Source organism: Streptomyces sp. GMY02 (genome assembly GCF_019056675.1).
GTDB lineage: Bacteria > Actinomycetota > Actinomycetes > Streptomycetales > Streptomycetaceae > Streptomyces > Streptomyces odonnellii.
This window is the reverse complement of record NZ_CP077658.1, coordinates 977,884-995,969: the sequence shown is the minus strand read 5'-3', so window position 1 is coordinate 995,969 and position 18,086 is coordinate 977,884. Positions and strand designations below refer to the sequence as shown.

15 protein-coding genes and 1 pseudogene are annotated in these 18,086 nt (G+C 69.8%); 15 read left to right on the top strand and 1 reads right to left on the bottom strand.

Annotated features, from left to right (window positions below; all coding sequences use genetic code 11):
• Positions 1 to 3 precede the first annotated feature (3 nt).
• The 15 genes and pseudogenes from KQY30_RS04115 to KQY30_RS04045 all read left to right on the top strand — a co-directional run bounded on the left by KQY30_RS04115 (position 4) and on the right by KQY30_RS04045 (position 16,881).
• Positions 4 to 876, top strand: a complete 873-nt coding sequence (locus KQY30_RS04115; protein WP_217310724.1) for a glycosyltransferase family 2 protein — start codon at positions 4 to 6, stop codon at positions 874 to 876.
• A gap of 105 nt (positions 877 to 981) precedes the next feature.
• Positions 982 to 1,911: an ABC transporter permease gene (locus KQY30_RS04110; RefSeq protein ID WP_217305602.1), complete on the top strand. Its 930-nt coding sequence runs from the start codon at positions 982 to 984 to the stop codon at positions 1,909 to 1,911.
• Positions 1,912 to 1,933: 22 nt separating this feature from the next.
• Positions 1,934 to 2,716, top strand: coding sequence for an ABC transporter ATP-binding protein (locus tag KQY30_RS04105; protein WP_217310723.1), 783 nt, complete (start codon positions 1,934 to 1,936; stop codon positions 2,714 to 2,716).
• Between the two features lie 408 nt (positions 2,717 to 3,124).
• A complete protein-coding gene (gene hpnC, locus KQY30_RS04100; protein WP_217305601.1) occupies positions 3,125 to 4,042 on the top strand; it encodes a squalene synthase HpnC in 918 nt (305 codons plus the stop codon).
• A complete protein-coding gene (gene hpnD, locus KQY30_RS04095; protein ID WP_217305600.1) occupies positions 4,039 to 4,989 on the top strand; it encodes a presqualene diphosphate synthase HpnD in 951 nt (316 codons plus the stop codon). Before hpnC ends, hpnD begins: the two co-directional genes overlap by 4 nt.
• A complete protein-coding gene (gene hpnE / locus KQY30_RS04090; RefSeq protein ID WP_367997390.1) occupies positions 4,916 to 6,487 on the top strand; it encodes a hydroxysqualene dehydroxylase HpnE in 1,572 nt (523 codons plus the stop codon). Before hpnD ends, hpnE begins: the two co-directional genes overlap by 74 nt.
• On the top strand, positions 6,484 to 7,629 hold the full coding sequence (locus KQY30_RS04085; RefSeq protein ID WP_254406932.1) for a polyprenyl synthetase family protein: 1,146 nt from the start codon (positions 6,484 to 6,486) through the stop codon (positions 7,627 to 7,629). The genes hpnE and KQY30_RS04085 overlap by 4 nt, the downstream gene beginning before the upstream one ends.
• A gap of 103 nt (positions 7,630 to 7,732) precedes the next feature.
• Positions 7,733 to 9,732, top strand: a pseudogene (shc, locus tag KQY30_RS04080) (squalene--hopene cyclase).
• A complete protein-coding gene (locus tag KQY30_RS04075) occupies positions 9,732 to 10,385 on the top strand; it encodes a 1-hydroxy-2-methyl-2-butenyl 4-diphosphate reductase (RefSeq protein WP_217305598.1) in 654 nt (217 codons plus the stop codon). Before shc ends, KQY30_RS04075 begins: the two are co-directional and overlap by 1 nt.
• Before the next feature lie 5 nt (positions 10,386 to 10,390).
• The gene (hpnH, locus tag KQY30_RS04070; protein ID WP_217305597.1) at positions 10,391 to 11,410 is read left to right on the top strand and encodes an adenosyl-hopene transferase HpnH; all 1,020 of its coding nucleotides are present in this window, start codon (positions 10,391 to 10,393) and stop codon (positions 11,408 to 11,410) included.
• 7 nt (positions 11,411 to 11,417) lie between these two features.
• Positions 11,418 to 12,584 (top strand): flavodoxin-dependent (E)-4-hydroxy-3-methylbut-2-enyl-diphosphate synthase, encoded by a 1,167-nt coding sequence (gene ispG, locus KQY30_RS04065; RefSeq protein ID WP_217305596.1) that lies wholly within the window; start codon positions 11,418 to 11,420, stop codon positions 12,582 to 12,584.
• Between the two features lie 24 nt (positions 12,585 to 12,608).
• Positions 12,609 to 14,528 (top strand): 1-deoxy-D-xylulose-5-phosphate synthase, encoded by a 1,920-nt coding sequence (gene dxs / locus KQY30_RS04060; protein WP_217305595.1) that lies wholly within the window; start codon positions 12,609 to 12,611, stop codon positions 14,526 to 14,528.
• Positions 14,525 to 15,916, top strand: coding sequence for an aspartate aminotransferase family protein (locus KQY30_RS04055; protein ID WP_217305594.1), 1,392 nt, complete (start codon positions 14,525 to 14,527; stop codon positions 15,914 to 15,916). Before dxs ends, KQY30_RS04055 begins: the two co-directional genes overlap by 4 nt.
• Before the next feature lie 183 nt (positions 15,917 to 16,099).
• Positions 16,100 to 16,654: a helix-turn-helix domain-containing protein gene (locus tag KQY30_RS04050; RefSeq protein WP_254407532.1), complete on the top strand. Its 555-nt coding sequence runs from the start codon at positions 16,100 to 16,102 to the stop codon at positions 16,652 to 16,654.
• 41 nt (positions 16,655 to 16,695) lie between these two features.
• Entirely contained in the window at positions 16,696 to 16,881 is a 186-nt protein-coding gene (locus KQY30_RS04045) for a DUF6126 family protein (RefSeq protein ID WP_217305592.1), read from the top strand.
• A gap of 200 nt (positions 16,882 to 17,081) precedes the next feature.
• On the opposite strand, the gene KQY30_RS04040 is transcribed toward KQY30_RS04045, so the two are convergent.
• Positions 17,082 to 18,083, bottom strand: a complete 1,002-nt coding sequence (locus KQY30_RS04040) for a LuxR family transcriptional regulator (RefSeq protein WP_217305591.1) — start codon at positions 18,081 to 18,083, stop codon at positions 17,082 to 17,084.
• Between the last annotated feature and the right edge of the window lie 3 nt (positions 18,084 to 18,086).

Here is an 18,086-nt window from a genome sequence, read left to right as displayed (position 1 = left end):
GACGTGCGGCTCGGCGCGGTGATCATCACGATGGGTGACCGCCCCGCCGAGCTGCGCGCGCTGCTGGACTCGGTCGCGGACCAGGAGGGCGATCCGGTCGAGATCGTCGTGGTCGGGAACGGCGCCCCGGTGGGCGACGTCCCCGCCGGGGTACGGACCGTCGAGCTGCCCGAGAACCTCGGCATCCCGGGCGGCCGCAATGTCGGTATCGAGGCATTCGGGCCCGCCGGCACCGCGGTCGACGTCCTGCTCTTTCTCGACGACGACGGCCGGCTCCCGGACCCCGGCACCGCCGAGCTGATCCGCGCGGCCTTCGCGGCCGATCCGGTGCTAGGGATCATCAGCTTCCGGATCGCCGACCCGGAGACCGGTCTGACCCAGCGCCGCCATGTCCCGCGGCTGCGCGCCTCCGACCCGCTGCGGTCGTCTCGGGTGACGACCTTTCTCGGCGGGGCCAATGCCGTACGGACGAGGGTTCTCGCCGAGGTCGGCCCGCTGCCCGGCGGCTTCTTCTACGCCCATGAGGAGACCGATCTCGCCTGGCGGGCCCTGGACGCGGGCTGGATGATCGACTACCGCGCGGACATGGTGCTCAGCCATCCCACGACCGCGCCCTCCCGGCACGCGGCCTACCACCGTATGGTGGCCCGTAACCGGGTCTGGCTCGCCCGCCGGAATCTGCCCGCGCCGTTCGTACCGCTCTACCTCGGGGTGTGGCTGCTGCTCACCCTCGTACGGCGTCCCTCGCTGCCCGCGCTGAGGGCCTGGCTCGGGGGGTTCCGGGAGGGCTGGGCGACCCCGTGCGGACCGCGCCGCCCCATGAAGTGGCGTACGGTGTGGCGGCTGACCCGGCTGGGCCGACCGCCTGTCATCTGACAAGCTTCGGATCTGAGAGCATCACTCTACGACCTGCCCCCGGGGCCTGGCCGTCCGTGCCGGTGCCCGTCCGGCTGCGCATCTTGAAGACGAAAGTTTCAACTTGTGAGTGACACAACCCAAGAGGGCGCGATCGCCGTGAGCGCCCCGCCGTCGTCCGACGACGGTCTGACCCCGGCGGAGCTCGCCGCGAAGTACGGCCTGTCCGTGAGCGGCGCCCGGCCGGGACTGGCCGAGTATGTGCGGCAGCTCTGGGGCCGGCGCCACTTCATCCTGGCCTTCTCCTCGGCGAAGCTCACGGCCCAGTACAGCCAGGCCAAGCTGGGCCAGCTCTGGCAGGTGGCGACGCCCCTGCTCAATGCCCTGGTGTACTACTTGATCTTCGGTCTGATCCTGGGCACCAGGAAGGGCATCCCCCAGGAGGTCTTCGTGCCGTTCCTGGTCACCGGCGTCTTCGTCTTCACCTTCACCCAGAGTTCGGTGATGGCCGGTGTCCGTGCGATCTCCGGCAATCTGGGGCTGGTGCGGGCCCTGCACTTCCCCCGGGCATCGCTGCCGATCTCCTTCTCGCTCCAGCAGCTCCAGCAGCTCCTCTACTCGATGATCGTGCTGGTCGCCGTGGCCGTTGCCTTCGGCAGCTATCCGCGGCTGAGCTGGCTGATCGTGGTGCCCGCGCTGACGCTCCAGTTCGTCTTCAACACCGGGCTGGCCCTGATCATGGCGAGGCTCGGCAGCAAGACCCCGGACCTGGCGCAGCTCATGCCGTTCGTGATGCGCACCTGGATGTACGCCTCGGGCGTGATGTTCTCCATCCCGGTGATGCTCAAGGACAGGCCGGCCTGGATCGCGGACGTCCTCCAGTACAACCCCGCCGCCATCTACATGGACCTCGTGAGGTATGCGCTGATCGACGGTTACGGCTCGTCGAACCTGCCCGCGCATGTCTGGTTCGCCGCTCTGGCGTGGGCCGTGCTGCTGGGTGTCGTCGGCTTCGTGTACTTCTGGAAGGCTGAGGAACGGTACGGGCGTGGCTGACGACAACACCGGCATCAACGACATCAACGACAACCGGCAGGGCCGTATCCCCACCGTCATCGCCGACGAGGTGCACATCGTGTACCGGGTCAACGGCGGGGGCGGCGGGAAGGGCAGCGCCACCGCGGCGCTGAGCCGGATACTCCGCCGCGGCAAGGGTGAGGCGCGCGGAGTCCGCAAGGTCCATGCAGTACGGGGCGTCTCCTTCACGGCGTACCGCGGCGAGGCGATCGGTCTGATCGGCACCAACGGGTCCGGCAAGTCGACGCTGCTGCGGGCGATCGCGGGCCTGCTGCCCACCGAGAGCGGCAAGGTCTACACCGACGGCCAGCCCTCGCTGCTCGGGGTGAACGCCGCGCTGATGAACGATCTGACCGGCGAGCGCAATGTGATCCTCGGCGGGCTGGCGATGGGCATGACCCGCGAGCAGATCAAGGACCGGTACCAGGGCATCGTCGACTTCTCCGGCATCAACGAGAAGGGCGACTTCATCACGCTCCCGATGCGCACCTACTCCTCGGGCATGGCCGCCAGGCTCCGGTTCTCCATCGCTGCCGCCAAGGACCATGACGTCCTGATGATCGACGAGGCGCTGGCCACCGGCGACCGCAAGTTCCAGATCCGCTCCGAGCAGCGGATCCGCGAACTGCGCAAGGAGGCCGGAACGGTCTTCCTCGTCAGCCACAGCAACAAGTCGATCCGGGACACGTGCGACCGCGTTCTCTGGCTGGAGAAGGGCGAACTCCTGATGGACGGCCCGACCGACGAGGTCATCAAGGCGTACGAGAAGGAGACGGGCAAGTAGCCCCGAGGCCCCCGCCGGATGGCTCCGGACGGGGGCCTTTGCCGCTCGGACCGTTCGCTTTCCGCCGCCGGTATTCGGTCACTGATCGTCAAGGAATGGTCAAGTCCCGGGCGCGCGGGGAAGGTTGGCCGTCATTGCAGCGCTTTTGTAATGCGCGCAATACCCCGGAGGGATGCACTTAGTTGTACAACGTAAGCTGTGCTGGTGCTGATTCGCGGCAAGTGGGGCGATACCCCCTGAGTACCTCGTCTGCGAAGGCGGCGGCCTTCTTTACTCGGAAGGACGGGCGGCGTGTCCGAAATGGGATGTATTGGGTCAGCAGTGTAGAACGGGAGATGTGACGGCAATGACGGGAAATCTCCAGCCCCGCGAGGGTTCCGCCGTCCCCGTGCCGGGTAGCCGGCAGTGATGGGTACTCCCCGGGAGCACCCCGATGCCGCCTCGCGCTCCACACTCGACAAAGCCGCGGACGAGAACTTTCCGGTAGCCCCTTTCTTCCTGCCCCGTGCCTGGCGCGACGATCTGATGGCCGTCTACGGATTCGCCCGCCTCGTCGACGACATCGGTGACGGCGACCTCGCCCCCGGCGGCGCCGACGCCCGCCATCTCGGCGTCGCCCCCGAACACGCCGACGACCGGCTCGCTCTCCTCGGCGCGTTCGAGGCCGATCTGGCGCGGGTCTTCGAATCCGGAGGGCCACGCCCCGGCCATCCCCTGCTGCGCGGGCTGATCCCGGCCGTACGGCGCCGCTCGCTCACCCCCGAGCCGTTCCTCGGACTTGTCGGCGCCAACCGCCAGGACCAGTTGGTGCGCCGCTACGAGACGTACGACGATCTCCTCGCCTACTGCGAGCTGTCCGCCAATCCCGTCGGCCGGCTCGTCCTGCAGATCACCGGTACCGCTGACCCCGAGCGGATCCGCCGCTCCGACGCCGTCTGCACGGCGCTCCAGATCATCGAACACCTCCAGGACGTGGCCGAGGACCTGCGCCGCGACCGGATCTATCTGCCCGCCGAGGACATGAAGCGCTTCCGGGTCACCGAGGCGGATCTCGCCGCCACCACCGCCAACGCGTCGGTGCGCTCACTCGTCGCGTACGAAGCCGAACGCGCGCGGCTGCTGCTGAATGAAGGTCCCCCGCTGGTGGGTAGCGTCCACGGCAGACTCCGGCTGCTGCTCGCCGGGTTTGTGGCGGGAGGGCGCGCCGCCCTCGCTTCGATCGCGGCCGCCGGGCACGATGTGCTCCCCGGACCGCCCAGACCCACCAAGCCGCGTCTGTTGCGCGAAGTGGGAGCTGTCTTGCGAAGAGCGCACAGAGAGGGGTGAGCCGGAACGTGGAGGGACAGACGCCCGTGTCCGCGCCGGTACAGGCGGCCTACAGCTACTGCGAGACGGTCACCGGGCAGCAGGCCCGCAACTTCGCGTACGGCATCAGACTGCTGCCGGCCGAGAAGCGGCAGGCCATGTCCGCGCTGTACGCGTTCGCCCGCCGGGTGGACGACATCGGCGACGGCACACTCGCGCCCGAGGCCAAGCAGAGACGGCTCGAAGAGACCCGCGCGCTTCTGGACAGAGTCAGGGCGGGCGAGGTGGGCGAGGACGACACCGACCCGGTCGCGGTCGCCGTCGCGGACGCGGCGCGCCGCTTCCCGGTGCCGCTCGGCGGACTCGACGAGCTGATCGACGGCGTCCTGATGGACGTACGGGGCGACACCTACGAGACCTGGGACGACCTCAAGACCTACTGCCGGTGTGTCGCGGGTGCCATCGGGCGGATCTCGCTCGGCGTGTTCGGCTTCGCGTCCGACGCGCCGGGAGCCGAGCATGCCGTCGAGTACGCCGACACGCTGGGTCTTGCCCTCCAGTTGACGAACATTCTCCGCGACGTACGGGAGGACGCGGGCAACGGCCGTACGTACCTGCCCTCCGACGACCTCGGCAAGTTCGGCTGCTCCGCCGGTTTCCACAGCGCCACCCCGCCCGCCGGCTCCGACTTCACCGGTCTGGTGCACTTCGAGGTCCGCCGCGCCCGCGCCCTGTTCGCCGAGGGCTACCGGCTGCTGCCCCTGCTCGACCGGCGCAGCGGCGCCTGTGTCGCGGCCATGGCGGGCATCTACCGCAGGCTGCTCGACCGGATCGAGCGCGACCCGGAGGCCGTACTGCGCGGCCGGGTCTCGCTGCCCGGTCACGAGAAGGCGTATGTCGCGGTGCGCGGACTCTCGGGGCTCGACGCCCGGAATGTCTCCCGGCAGAGCGTCAGGAGGCGTGGCTGATGCGGCATATCGCCCGACTCGGCCCCTTCGTTGCACATCCGTACGAGGCTCTCGCAACCCGGCGCGGGTCCGGCGCGTCCCTGACTGCGACGGCCCGAGGGGGACACGCATGACGACAGCGGACGGCTCACCGCCACGGCACGCCGTAGTGGTCGGCGCGGGGCTCGCCGGAATCACCGCGGCGCTCCAGCTCGCCGACGCCGGAGTGCGGGTGACACTCCTCGAAGGGCGTCCGCGGCTCGGCGGTCTCGCCTTCTCCTTCCGCCGCGGCGACCTCACCGTCGACAACGGCCAGCATGTGTATCTGCGCTGCTGCACCGCCTACCAGTGGTTTCTCGACCGGGTCGACGGCGCCGCCCTCGCACCGGTGCAGGACCGGCTCGACGTACCCGTACTGGACGTCGGCGGACCGCGCGGCCCCCGGCTCGGACGGCTGCGCCGCAACGGCTTGCCCGTACCGCTGCATCTGGCCGCCGGGCTCGCGGCGTACCCGCATCTCTCGCTCGCCGAGCGCGCCTCCGTCGGGCGCGCCGCGCTCGCCCTGCGGCGGCTCGACCCGGCCGACCCCGCCCTGGACGGCATCGACTTCGCCACCTGGCTGGGCCGCCACGGCCAGTCGGCGCGCACCATCGAGGCCCTCTGGGACCTCGTCGGCGTGGCGACCCTCAACGCCGCCGCGCCGCACGCCTCCATGGGCCTGGCGGCGATGGTCTTCAAGACCGGACTGCTCTCCGAGCCCGGTGCCGCCGACATCGGCTGGGCACGTGTCCCGCTCGGCGACCTGCACGACACGCTCGCGCGCAAGGCCCTCGACTCCGCGGGTGTACGGACCGTACTGCGCGCCCGCGTCGGCGCGGTGACCCGTACCGAGGGCGGCGGCTGGCAGGTCGACACGGACGGCGAGCGGCTCGACGCGGACACGGTCGTCCTCGCCGTACCGCAGCGCGAGGCCCATGGCCTGCTGCCGCCCGGAGCGCTCGACGACCCCGACCGGCTGCTGGACATCGGCTCCGCGCCGATCCTCAACATCCATGTCGTGTACGACCGCAGAGTGCTGCGCCGCCCGTTCTTTGCCGCGCTCGGCAGCCCCGTCCAGTGGGTCTTCGACCGCACCGAGGCCTCCGGTCTGGGCGAGGGCCAGTATCTGGCGCTCTCCCAGTCGGCGGCCGCCGGCGAGATCGACACGCCCGTCCAGGAACTGCGCGCCCGGTATCTCCCCGAGCTGGAGCGCCTCCTGCCCGCGACCCGCGGCGCGGAGGTACGCGACTTCTTCGTCACCCGGGAGCGGACGGCGACCTTCGCGCCCGCGCCCGGCGTGGGCCGGCTGCGTCCCGCCGCCCGTACCCGTGCCGCCGGGCTGTTCCTGGCCGGAGCGTGGACCGCCACCGGCTGGCCCGCGACGATGGAGGGTGCGGTACGCAGCGGCTTCAGCGCCGCGGGCGCCGCCCTCGCCCAGCTCGGCCGACGGCATGAACACCCCTTGCAGGAGGCGGCATGAGCCCGAGTACCGCACCTACGAGTACGGGAACAACGAGTACTGGAACGACGAGTACTGGAACAAGAGGAGAGACCGTGCCGACCGTGCCCCCGGTGAACCCGGCTGTCGACACCGCGGACGTCTACGCGCTGCTGGAGCGGGGGCGTGCCCTGTCCGCCCCGGTACTGCGGGCCGCGGTCAGCCGGCTCGCCGCGCCGATGGACGCCGTCGCCGCCTACCACTTCGGCTGGATCGACGCCGAGGGCCGGCCCGCCGACGGCGACGGAGGCAAGGCGGTACGTCCGGCACTCGCGCTGCTCTCCGCGGAGGCGGCGGGCGCCTCGCCCGAGACGGGCATTCCCGGCGCGGTCGCCGTCGAGCTGGTGCACAACTTCTCGCTGCTGCACGACGACCTGATGGACGGTGACGAGCAGCGGCGCCACCGCGACACCGTATGGAAGGTGCACGGCCCCGCGCAGGCCATCCTCGTCGGCGACGCCCTCTTCGCGCTCGCCAACGAGGTACTGCTGGAGATCGGTACCCCCGAGGCGGGCCGCGCCACCCGGCGGCTGACCACCGCCACCCGCAAGCTGATCGACGGTCAGGCACAGGACATCTCGTACGAGCACCGCGAGCGGGTCGCCGTCGAGGAGTGCCTGGAGATGGAGGGCAACAAGACCGGCGCCCTGCTGGCCTGCGCCGTCTCCATCGGCGCGGTCCTCGGCGGCGCCGACGACCGTACGGCCGACACGCTGGAGGCGTACGGGTACCACCTCGGCCTCGCCTTCCAGGCCGTGGACGATCTGCTGGGCATCTGGGGCGACCCCGAGGCCACTGGCAAGCAGACCTGGAGCGATCTGCGCCAGCGCAAGAAGTCCCTGCCGGTCGTCGCCGCGCTCGCCGCGGACGGTCCCGCCTCCGCGCGGCTCGGCCAACTGCTCGCCGCCGACGCCAAAAGCAATGATTTCGAGACCTTCTCCGAGGAAGAGTTCGCCACCAGGGCCGCGTTGATCGAGGAGGCGGGCGGCCGGGAGTGGACCTCGCAGGAGGCCCGCCGGCAGCACGCCGTCGCCATCGAAGCCCTCGATGGCGTCGATATGCCGGCCAAGGTAAGGGCGCAGCTCATCGCGCTTGCGGACTTTGTCGTCGTACGAAAGAGATGATCACTATTCCCATATGACCGCAGTCGCCGTCCAGGGCCCACAGGGCGAAGGACGACGGAGACCCCAGCACAGCAGAAGCACACCACTGCACGAAGGGGAAGCCATGACAGCGACGACCGACGGAAGCACCGGGGCCCTGGGGCCCCGCGCGACCTCGGCGAGCGGACCGACTGAGACAACCCCCGCCATCGGCGGTGACCTTCTGGCCACCGCGCAGCGGGCCACCGAACGATCCGTCGAGTTCCTGCTCGGCAGGCAGGACGCCCAGGGATGGTGGAAGGGCGACCTGCAGACCAATGTGACGATGGACGCCGAGGACCTGCTGCTACGGCAGTTCCTCGGCGTCCTGGATACGCGCACCCTTGACGCCGCGGCGCTCTTCATCCGCGGCGAGCAGCGCCCGGACGGCACCTGGGCCACCTTCCACGGCGGACCCGGCGAGCTCTCCGCCACCATCGAGGCCTATGTGGCGCTCCGGCTGGCCGGCGACCGCCCCGACGAACCGCACATGGCGCGAGCCTCCCAATGGGTGCGCGAGCAGGGCGGGATCGCCGCGAGCCGGGTCTTCACCCGAATCTGGCTGGCGCTGTTCGGCTGGTGGAAGTGGGAGGACCTGCCCGAGCTGCCGCCCGAGATGATCTTTCTGCCCAAGTGGTTCCCGCTCAACATCTATGACTTCGGCTGCTGGGCCCGCCAGACGATCGTGCCGCTGACCATCGTCTCGGCGAAGCGGCCCGTACGGCCCGCTCCCTTCGCCCTCGACGAACTGCACTCCGGCACGGCCGCCGTACCCGCCAAGACGTCCGCGCCCGTGACCAGTTGGGACGGCGCCTTCCAGCGTCTCGACAAGGTCCTGCACGCCTACCACCGGATCGCCCCGCGCCGGCTCCGCCGTACGGCGATGAACGCGGCGGCCCGCTGGATCATCGAGCGGCAGGAGAACGACGGCTGCTGGGGCGGGATCCAGCCGCCCGCGGTCTACTCCGTGATCGCCCTGCACCTGCTCGGATACGACCTCGACCACCCGGTCATGCGCGCCGGGCTCGAATCGCTCGACCGGTTCGCCGTCTGGCGCGAGGACGGCGCCCGGATGATCGAGGCCTGCCAGTCGCCCGTCTGGGACACCTGTCTGGCCACCATCGCGCTCGCCGACGCCGGCCTGGACCCGGACCATCCGGCCCTGGTCAAGGCCGCCGACTGGATGCTGGGCGAGGAGATCGTCCGCCCCGGCGACTGGTCCGTACGGAGGCCCGGACTCGCCCCGGGCGGCTGGGCGTTCGAGTTCCACAACGACAACTACCCGGACATCGACGACACCGCCGAGGTCATCCTCGCGCTGCGCCGGGTCAGCCATCCCGAGCCCGAGCGGATCGACGCCGCCATCGAGCGGGGCGCCCGGTGGAATCTGGGCATGCAGTCGAGGAACGGAGCCTGGGGCGCCTTCGACGCCGACAACACCAGCCCGTTCCCCAACCGGCTGCCCTTCTGCGACTTCGGCGAGGTCATCGACCCGCCGTCCGCGGATGTCACCGCGCATGTCGTCGAGATGCTGGCGTACGAGGGGAAGAGCCACCACCCCAGGACCCGGCGCGGAATCGAGTGGCTCCTCGCCGAACAGGAGACCAGCGGCGCTTGGTTCGGGCGCTGGGGGTCAACTACGTGTACGGAACGGGGTCGGTGGTGCCCGCGCTGGTCGCGGCCGGGCTGCCCGCCTCCCATCCCGCGATCCGCCGGGCCGTGAGCTGGCTCGAATCCGTGCAGAACGAGGACGGCGGCTGGGGCGAGGACCTGCGCTCGTACCATGACGCCGAGTGGATCGGACGCGGTGCCACGACCGCCTCCCAGACCGCCTGGGCGCTGCTCGCGCTGCTCGCGGCAGGGGAGCGGGAGAGCAGGGCCGTCGAGCGGGGCATCGCCTGTCTGGCCGCGGCCCAGCGCGAGGACGGCTCGTGGGACGAGCCGTACTTCACCGGCACCGGCTTCCCCTGGGACTTCTCCATCAACTACCACCTCTACCGGCAGGTCTTCCCGCTCACGGCGCTCGGCCGCTATGTCCACGGCGAGCCGCTCGCCGCCCGTACGGGCAGCCGCAAGGGGGGCTGATGGACCGGTCCCCGGGGCCGGCCGGCCCTTCGGCACCGCTGCTGATCGCCTGCGCGCTCGGCATCGAGAGCCTCGCGCTGCGCGGGTCCGGTGGCGGCGACCCGGCCGGACCGGTGACCGTCCTCCGTACGGGCATGGGGCCCAGGAACGCCGAGCGCGCCGTGGCGCGCGCGCTCGGGGAGCCCCGGAACAGGGACGCGGTGCTGATCGCGTCCGGATTCTGTGCCGGGCTCACTCCGGGGATGCACCCCGGGGATCTGATCGTCGCCGACGAGACCCGGGACCCGTACGGCTCCACACCCTGTACGGGGACCGGGCTGCTCGTCGACGCGCTGGCCCGGGCCGTTCCCGGCCGCACGGTCCACACCGGTCCGCTGACCGGTTCGGACCATGTGGTCCGAGGACAGGAACGGGCCGTACTGCGTACCACGGGGGCGGTCGCGGTGGACATGGAGTCCGCCGCCACGCTCCGCACCGCTCTGAGCGCGGGCACCCGTCCGGTCGCGGCCGTACGGGTGGTCGTGGACGCTCCGGAGCATGAACTGGTCCGGATCGGCACCGTACGCGGAGGAATATCGGCCTTCCGTGTACTCCGTGCCGTCCTTCCCGCATTTCATGAATGGCACCGTTCTTTGCTGCTCCCCAGGAGGTGAGCTAGATGGCCATGCCGCTCCGTCAGACCATCAGGGTCGGGACGTACCTCTTCGAACAGAAGGTCCGCAGGCGGGAGAAGTTTCCTCTCATCGTTGAGCTGGAACCGCTCTTCGCCTGCAATCTGAAATGTGAGGGCTGCGGCAAGATCCAGCATCCGGCCGGCGTTCTGAAGCAGCGCATGCCCGTTGCCCAGGCGGTCGGCGCGGTGCTGGAATCCGGGGCGCCCATGGTCTCCATCGCCGGCGGTGAGCCGCTGATGCATCCGCAGATCGACGAGATCGTGCGGCAGCTCGTCGCCAAGAGGAAGTACGTTTTCCTTTGCACGAACGCGATGCTGCTGCGCAAGAAGATCGAGAAATTCACCCCCTCACCGTATTTCGCATTCGCCGTCCACATCGACGGACTGCGGGAGCGGCACGACGAATCGGTCGCGAAGGAGGGTGTGTTCGACGAGGCGGTGGAGGCCATCAAGGAGGCCAAGCGGCGCGGTTTCCGGGTGACCACCAACTCGACCTTCTTCAACACGGACACCCCGCAGACCGTTGTCGAGGTGCTGAATTACCTCAATGACGAGCTGAAGGTGGACGAGATGATGATCTCGCCCGCCTACGCCTACGAGAAGGCCCCCGACCAGGAGCACTTCCTCGGCGTCGAGCAGACCCGCGACCTCTTCAAGAAGGCGTTCTCCGGCGGAAACCGGGCCCGCTGGCGCCTCAATCACTCGCCGCTCTTCCTGGACTTCCTCGAAGGCAAGGCCGACTTCCCGTGCACGGCCTGGGCCATTCCCAACTATTCACTCTTCGGCTGGCAGCGCCCCTGCTATCTGATGAGCGACGGATATGTGCCCACGTACCGTCAGCTCATCGAGGACACCGACTGGGAGAAGTACGGGCGCGGCAAGGACCCGCGCTGCGCCAACTGCATGGCGCACTGCGGCTATGAGCCGACCGCCGTACTCGCCACCATGGGCTCCCTCAAGGAGTCGATCCGTGCGGCCCGCGAGACCGTCGCCGGAACCAGGTGACCACGCCATGACCAAGGGAGAGCCGGTCTCGCTGGGGCTTCCCGCGCTGCCGCCGCGACCCGTCGCCGAGCGGCGGGTCAGCCGTCGGATCCAGGTGGGGTCGGTGGCGGTGGGTGGGGATGCGCCGGTGTCGGTGCAGTCGATGACGACGACGCGTACGTCGGATGTGGGTGCGACGTTGCAGCAGATCGCGGAGCTGACGGCGTCGGGGTGCCAGATCGTGCGGGTGGCGTGTCCGACGCAGGATGACGCGGACGCGTTGGCGGTGATTGCGCGGAAGTCGCAGATTCCGGTGATCGCGGATATTCATTTCCAGCCGAAGTATGTGTTCGCGGCGATTGACGCGGGGTGTGCGGCGGTGCGGGTGAATCCGGGGAACATCAAGCAGTTCGACGACAAGGTGCGGGAGATCGCGAAGGCGGCGGGGGACGCGGGGACTCCGATCCGGATCGGGGTGAACGCGGGGTCGCTGGACGCGCGGCTGCTGCGGAAGTACGGGAAGGCGACGCCGGAGGCGCTGGTGGAGTCGGCGCTGTGGGAGGCGTCGCTGTTCGAGGAGCACGGGTTCCGGGAGATCAAGATCTCGGTGAAGCACAATGACCCGGTGGTGATGGTGAACGCGTACCGTCAGCTCGCCGCGCAGTGCGACTATCCGCTGCATCTCGGTGTGACCGAGGCGGGTCCGGCGTTCCAGGGGACGATCAAGTCGGCTGTGGCGTTCGGTGCGTTGCTGAGCGAGGGGATCGGGGACACGATCCGGGTCTCGCTGTCGGCGCCGCCGGCGGAGGAGGTCAAGGTCGGTCTGCAGATCCTGGAGGCCCTGAACCTGAAGCAGCGCCGCCTGGAGATCGTCTCCTGCCCCTCCTGCGGGCGTGCGCAGGTGGATGTGTACAAGCTGGCGGACGAGGTGACGGCGGGTCTTGAGGGTATGGAGGTTCCGCTGCGGGTCGCGGTGATGGGGTGTGTGGTGAACGGTCCGGGTGAGGCGCGTGAGGCGGATCTCGGTGTCGCGTCGGGCAATGGCAAGGGGCAGATCTTTGTGAAGGGGGAGGTCATCAAGACCGTTCCCGAGTCGAAGATCGTGGAGACCCTGATCGACGAGGCCATGAAGCTCGCCGAGCAGATGGAGGACGCGGGGGTGCCCTCGGGGGTTCCCGCCGTCACGGTGAGCTGAACCGATCCGAGAGGGGGCCCGAGCGTGTCAGTCTTGGAGAACATCCGGGGGCCGCGCGATCTCAAGGCGCTGACGAGCGGCGAACTCGACGAACTCGCCCAGGAGATCAGAGACTTCCTGATCGATGCGGTGGCCAGAACCGGTGGCCATCTCGGGCCCAATCTCGGCGTGGTGGAGCTGACCATCGCCCTGCACCGGGCCTTCGACTCGCCCGCCGACCACATTCTGTGGGACACCGGACACCAGAGCTATGTCCATAAGCTCCTCACCGGCAGAAAGGATTTCTCCAAGCTGCGCGGAAAGGGCGGCCTTTCCGGCTATCCCTCCCGTGAGGAGTCCGAGCACGACATCATCGAGAATTCGCATGCCTCCACCGTTCTCGGCTGGGCCGACGGACTGGCCAAGGCCCGTGACGTACTCGACCGCGACGAACATGTCGTCGCGGTCATCGGTGACGGCGCCCTCACCGGCGGAATGGCGTGGGAGGCGCTCAACAACATCGCCGCCGCCAAGAACCGGCCACTGATCATCGTCGTCAATGACAATGAACGGTCCTACGCCCCGACGATCGGTGGCCTCGCCAACCATCTCGCCACGCTCCGTACCTCGGACGGCTACGAGAAGTTCCTGGCCTGGGGCAAGGACGTACTGCACAACACTCCTGTCGTGGGCAGGCCGTTGTACGGGTCGCTGCACGGTGCGAAGAAGGGGTTCAAGGACGCCTTCGCCCCGCAGGGCATGTTCGAGGATCTCGGGCTGAAATACGTCGGCCCCATCGATGGTCACGACATCGCGGCCGTCGAGTCGGCCCTCAGCCGGGCGAAGCGCTTCCACGGGCCCGTACTGGTGCACTGTCTGACGGAGAAGGGCCGTGGCTACCGGCCGGCGCTGGAGGACGACGCCGACCGCTTCCATACGGTCGGGGTGATGGATCCGCGGACCTGCGAGCCCCTCGCGCCCTCCAACGGCCCTTCCTGGACCTCGGTGTTCAGCGACGAGATCCTCGCGATCGGGGAGGAACGGCCGGATGTCGTCGCCATCACCGCGGCCATGCTGGACCCGGTCGGGCTGACGAGGTTCGCCGAGCGCTTCCCCGACCGGGTCTGGGACGTGGGCATCGCCGAGCAGCACGCGGTGGTCTCCGCGGCCGGGCTCGCCACCGGCGGGCTGCATCCCGTCGTCGCCGTGTACGCCACCTTCCTCAACCGCGCCTTCGACCAGCTACTGATGGATGTGGCGCTGCACCGGTGCGGAGTCACCTTCGTACTGGACAGGGCCGGGGTCACCGGTTCCGACGGGCCGTCCCACAACGGGATGTGGGACATGTCCCTCCTCCAGTGCGTGCCGGAACTGCGGATCGCGGCGCCACGCGACGCCGAGCAGTTGCGCGCCCAGCTCCGTGAGGCGGTCGCCGTGGACGACGCGCCGACCGTGGTGCGCTTCCCCAAGGAGTCGGTGGGCGCGGCGGTCCCGGCCGTCGGCCGCGTCGGCGGCATGGACGTACTGCACCGCCCGGAGCACGCCGATGTGCTGCTGGTGTCGGTGGGAGCGCTCGCGCCGGTCTGTCTCCAGGCGGCGGAACTGCTCGCCGCGCGCGGAATCGGCTGCACCGTGGTCGATCCGCGCTGGGTCAAACCCGTCGACGAACAGCTCGCGCCGCTGGCGGAACGCCACCGGCTGGTCGCGGTCGTCGAGGACAACAGCCGTAGCGGCGGGGTGGGTTCGGCCATCGGCCAGTCGCTGCGGGACGCGGGAGTCGACGTACCCCTGCGGACCTACGGAATCCCCGAACAATTCCTGGCCCATGCCAAACGGAGCGAGGTCCTCGCCGACATCGGCCTCACCCCGGTGGAGATCGCGGGGCGGATCAGCGCCGCCCTGGGCCTCGTACTGCCGCGACAGGGCAAGGGACCTGTCCGAGCGCGCAAGGAGAGCACGGAATGACCGAGCGCAAGGGTTTTGACCTGGGGCGGCTGCTCGCGGAACGCGGCGCCGAGCGCTATGAGCTGCACACCAGGCATCTCAACCACCAGCTCCCGCGCATGCTGCACACCATCGGCTTCGACCGGGTCTACGAGCGGGCCGAGGGTGCCTACTTCTGGGACACGGACGGCAACGACTATCTGGACATGCTCGCGGGCTTCGGGGTGATGGGCCTCGGCCGGCACCATCCGGTCGTACGCAAGGCGCTGCACGATGTCCTGGATGCCTCGCTCGCCGATCTCACCCGGTTCGACTGCCAGCCGCTGCCCGGACTGCTCGCCGAGAAGCTGCTGGCCCACAGTCCGCATCTGGACCGGGTGTTCTTCGGCAACAGCGGTACGGAAGCGGTTGAGACCGCTCTCAAGTTCGCCCGGTACGCGACCGGGAAGCCCAGGATCCTCTACTGCGCGCACGCGTTCCACGGGCTGACGACCGGCGCGCTTTCGGTCAACGGCGAGGACGGCTTCCGGGACGGCTTCGCGCCGCTGCTTCCCGACACCGCGATTCCGCTGGGCGATCTCGACGCGCTGGAGCGGGAGTTGAAGCGCGGCGATGTGGCCGGCTTCGTCGTCGAGCCGATCCAGGGCAAGGGGGTGCACGCGGCACCGCCCGGATTCCTGCGCGCCGCACAGGAGTTGCTGCGCGCGCACAAGGCGCTGCTGATCGCCGACGAGGTGCAGACCGGTCTCGGCAGAACCGGTGACTTCTACGCGTACCAGCACGAGGAGGGCGTCGAGCCGGATCTCGTCTGTGTGGCGAAAGCGCTCTCCGGCGGCTATGTCCCCGTCGGTGCCACTCTCGGCAAGGACTGGATCTTCAAGAAGGTCTACTCCTCGATGGACCGGGTCCTGGTCCACTCGGCGAGCTTCGGCTCCAATGCCCAGGCCATGGCGGCGGGACTGGCGGTGCTGGCGGTGATCGAGGACGAGGAGATCGTCGCCAACGCGCGGGCGACCGGCGATCTGCTCAGGACCAGGCTGGCCGCGCTGGTCGACCGCTATGAGCTGCTGTACGAGGTACGGGGCCGGGGCCTGATGATCGGCATCGAGTTCGGGCGGCCCAGCTCGATCAAGCTGCGCGGCCGGTGGACGATGCTCCAGGCGGCCCGCAAGGGGCTGTTCGCGCAGATGGTGGTCGTACCGCTGCTCCAGAAGCACCGGATCCTGACCCAGGTCTCCGGCGACCATCTTGAGGTGATCAAGCTGATTCCGCCGCTGACGATCGGCGAGCCGGAGGTCGAGCGGTTCGTGGCGGCGTTCACGGCGGTCATGGACGACGCGCACGGCGGGGGCGGGCTGATGTGGGACTTCGGCAGGACACTGGTGAAGCAGGCGGTCGCGCACCGCTAGGGGCTGGGACAGGCAGGCGGGCGGGGCGGTTTTTGCCTCTCGGGCAAGAAATTTGCCTGAGAGGAAAGTCCCTGGCCCAATGGATGTGTGAGCACATCTTCTGCCGGAGGGGCGGCCGCCCCGTCGCCTCTCCGGCTTCCCGACGCCGACGCGACCGACGCGCTCCCCGATGTCGCGCCCCGGCTGCGTGAGCTGCGGCGCGACCGTCGGCTGACCCTGGAGGCCGCCGCCCGGCGGGCGGGGCTCTCGCCCGCCCATCTCTCCCGGCTGGAGACGGGCCTGCGGCAGCCCTCGCTGCCCATGCTGCTCGCACTGGCCCGTATCTACGGTACGACCGTCTCCGACCTGCTCGGGGAGGTGCCGCCCGAGCGTGACCCGATCGTCCGGGCGGGCCGTGCGGAGCCCGTCGAGGCCGGCGGCTGGACATACCACCAGGCGGGCGGCTCGGGCCGGGCGATGCAGCCGTTGCGGGTCCGGGTGCCGTACGGGGTGCAGGGCGACCTCGTCCGCGTACACCCCGGGGAGGAGTGGCTCTATGTCCTCGAAGGACGGCTGCGGCTGAACCTCGGGGACGCCGAGCATCTGCTCGATCCCGGGGACAGCGCGCACTTCGACTCGCTCACCCCGCACCGCATCGCGGCGGCCGGGCCCGAGGGGGCCGAACTGCTCTTCGTCCACACCCTGTTGCAGAGCCCGGCGGCCGAGCTGTGCCTCGGTGCCGGGACCCATCGCGGCTGACCCGTAGGAGTTGATTCCTGATGCTCAAGAGAGGGACTGGCATGTCTGAGCCGGACAACACCGCACAGCTTTCGGCCGGGCCGGAGGAGCGGGCGCCGGAGCGTACCGGTGATCAGGAGAGCAAGTTCCCGAGAGGGCTGGTCATCCGGCTCTTCGCCTATCTGATCGCCGGCCATCTCTTCGCGGGCTTCCTCTATCTGCTCTTCCACGTCGGCGCACAGCAGTAGCGGACAGGCGGACAGAGGCGGACAGAGGCGGACAGCGCGAATGGCACCCGGGCGACGCCGCTGCCGGGCGACTCGGCCGCCCAGCGACTCGGCGGCTCGAAGGCCTGGCGGCTCTGGGCCCGGCGACTCGGAGGCCCGGTGACTGAGAGGCCCGGCCGCTGAGAGGCCGGAGAGCTTCCCGGCGAGCGGCCTGAGAGCGGTTACAGCCAGCCCCGGCGCGCCGCCTGCCACGCGAGCTGCATCCGTGTCGTCGCTCCCGCGAGCGTCATCATCCCCTGGATGTGCCGCTGCACGGTCCGTCTGCTGAGGCCCATCTGACTCGCTATGGCCTTGTCCGCGACGCCCGCCACCAGCAGCGACAGCAACTGCTTGTCCGTCGCTGAGAGCGCGTCCCCGTGCGTGACCCCGTCCGTCCCGCTGACCGTGCCCGACGGGCTGACGTCCAGAGGCACGGCGTCCTCCCAGTACCGCTCGAACAGCGCGACCAGCGCCTCCAGCAGGCTGCTCCCGCGCACCAGCGCCGTCGTCGGCTCCTCGGAACCGCCGGACGGGCCGCCCGGTACGAGCGGACAGATCGCGATGGCGCGGTCGGCGACGGCCAGCCGCAGCGGGAGATGCGGCACCGCGCGGGCGATCTCCCCGGCGCGCACCCCCTCCACCACATTGCCGACGGCGCCCGGATCGTCGAAGAACGCGCGTTCGTACAGCACCCGGTAGCGCACTCCGCGCGCGAGGGCGTCGAACTCGGCGCGGTTGCTGCCCGACGGCATCGCCACGTACTGCGCCTTGCAGAACCACAGCATCTCGTGGCGGGTGCTGTCCTGGATCTGGCGCAGATGCTGGCGCAGCGCCTCCGCTCCGGTGATCACTTCGATGAGCTGGTCGGGATCGCGGCGGCGCCGGGTGCGGCGGTAGGTCTCCAACAGATCGGTCACCGCCGTACGTGCCTTGTCCAGGGCGTCGGAGTTGCGCTGGAGCGGCGGCAGCAGGGCGACGTCCGGGGGAGTGGCGGCGAAGCTGCGCGGCGCCCGGTCCGTACCGCTCGCGAGGCCTTTGGCGGTGAGCGAGGCCAGGACGCGTTCGGTCTCGTCCGGTGGCAGACCGCAGTGGGCGGCGATCTCCTGCGCCGGGGCCGCGGGCACCGTCACGAGCATGCGGTAGACGGTCTCCTCGGCCGGTGTGAGGCCTGCCGGCTCCAGCATGGT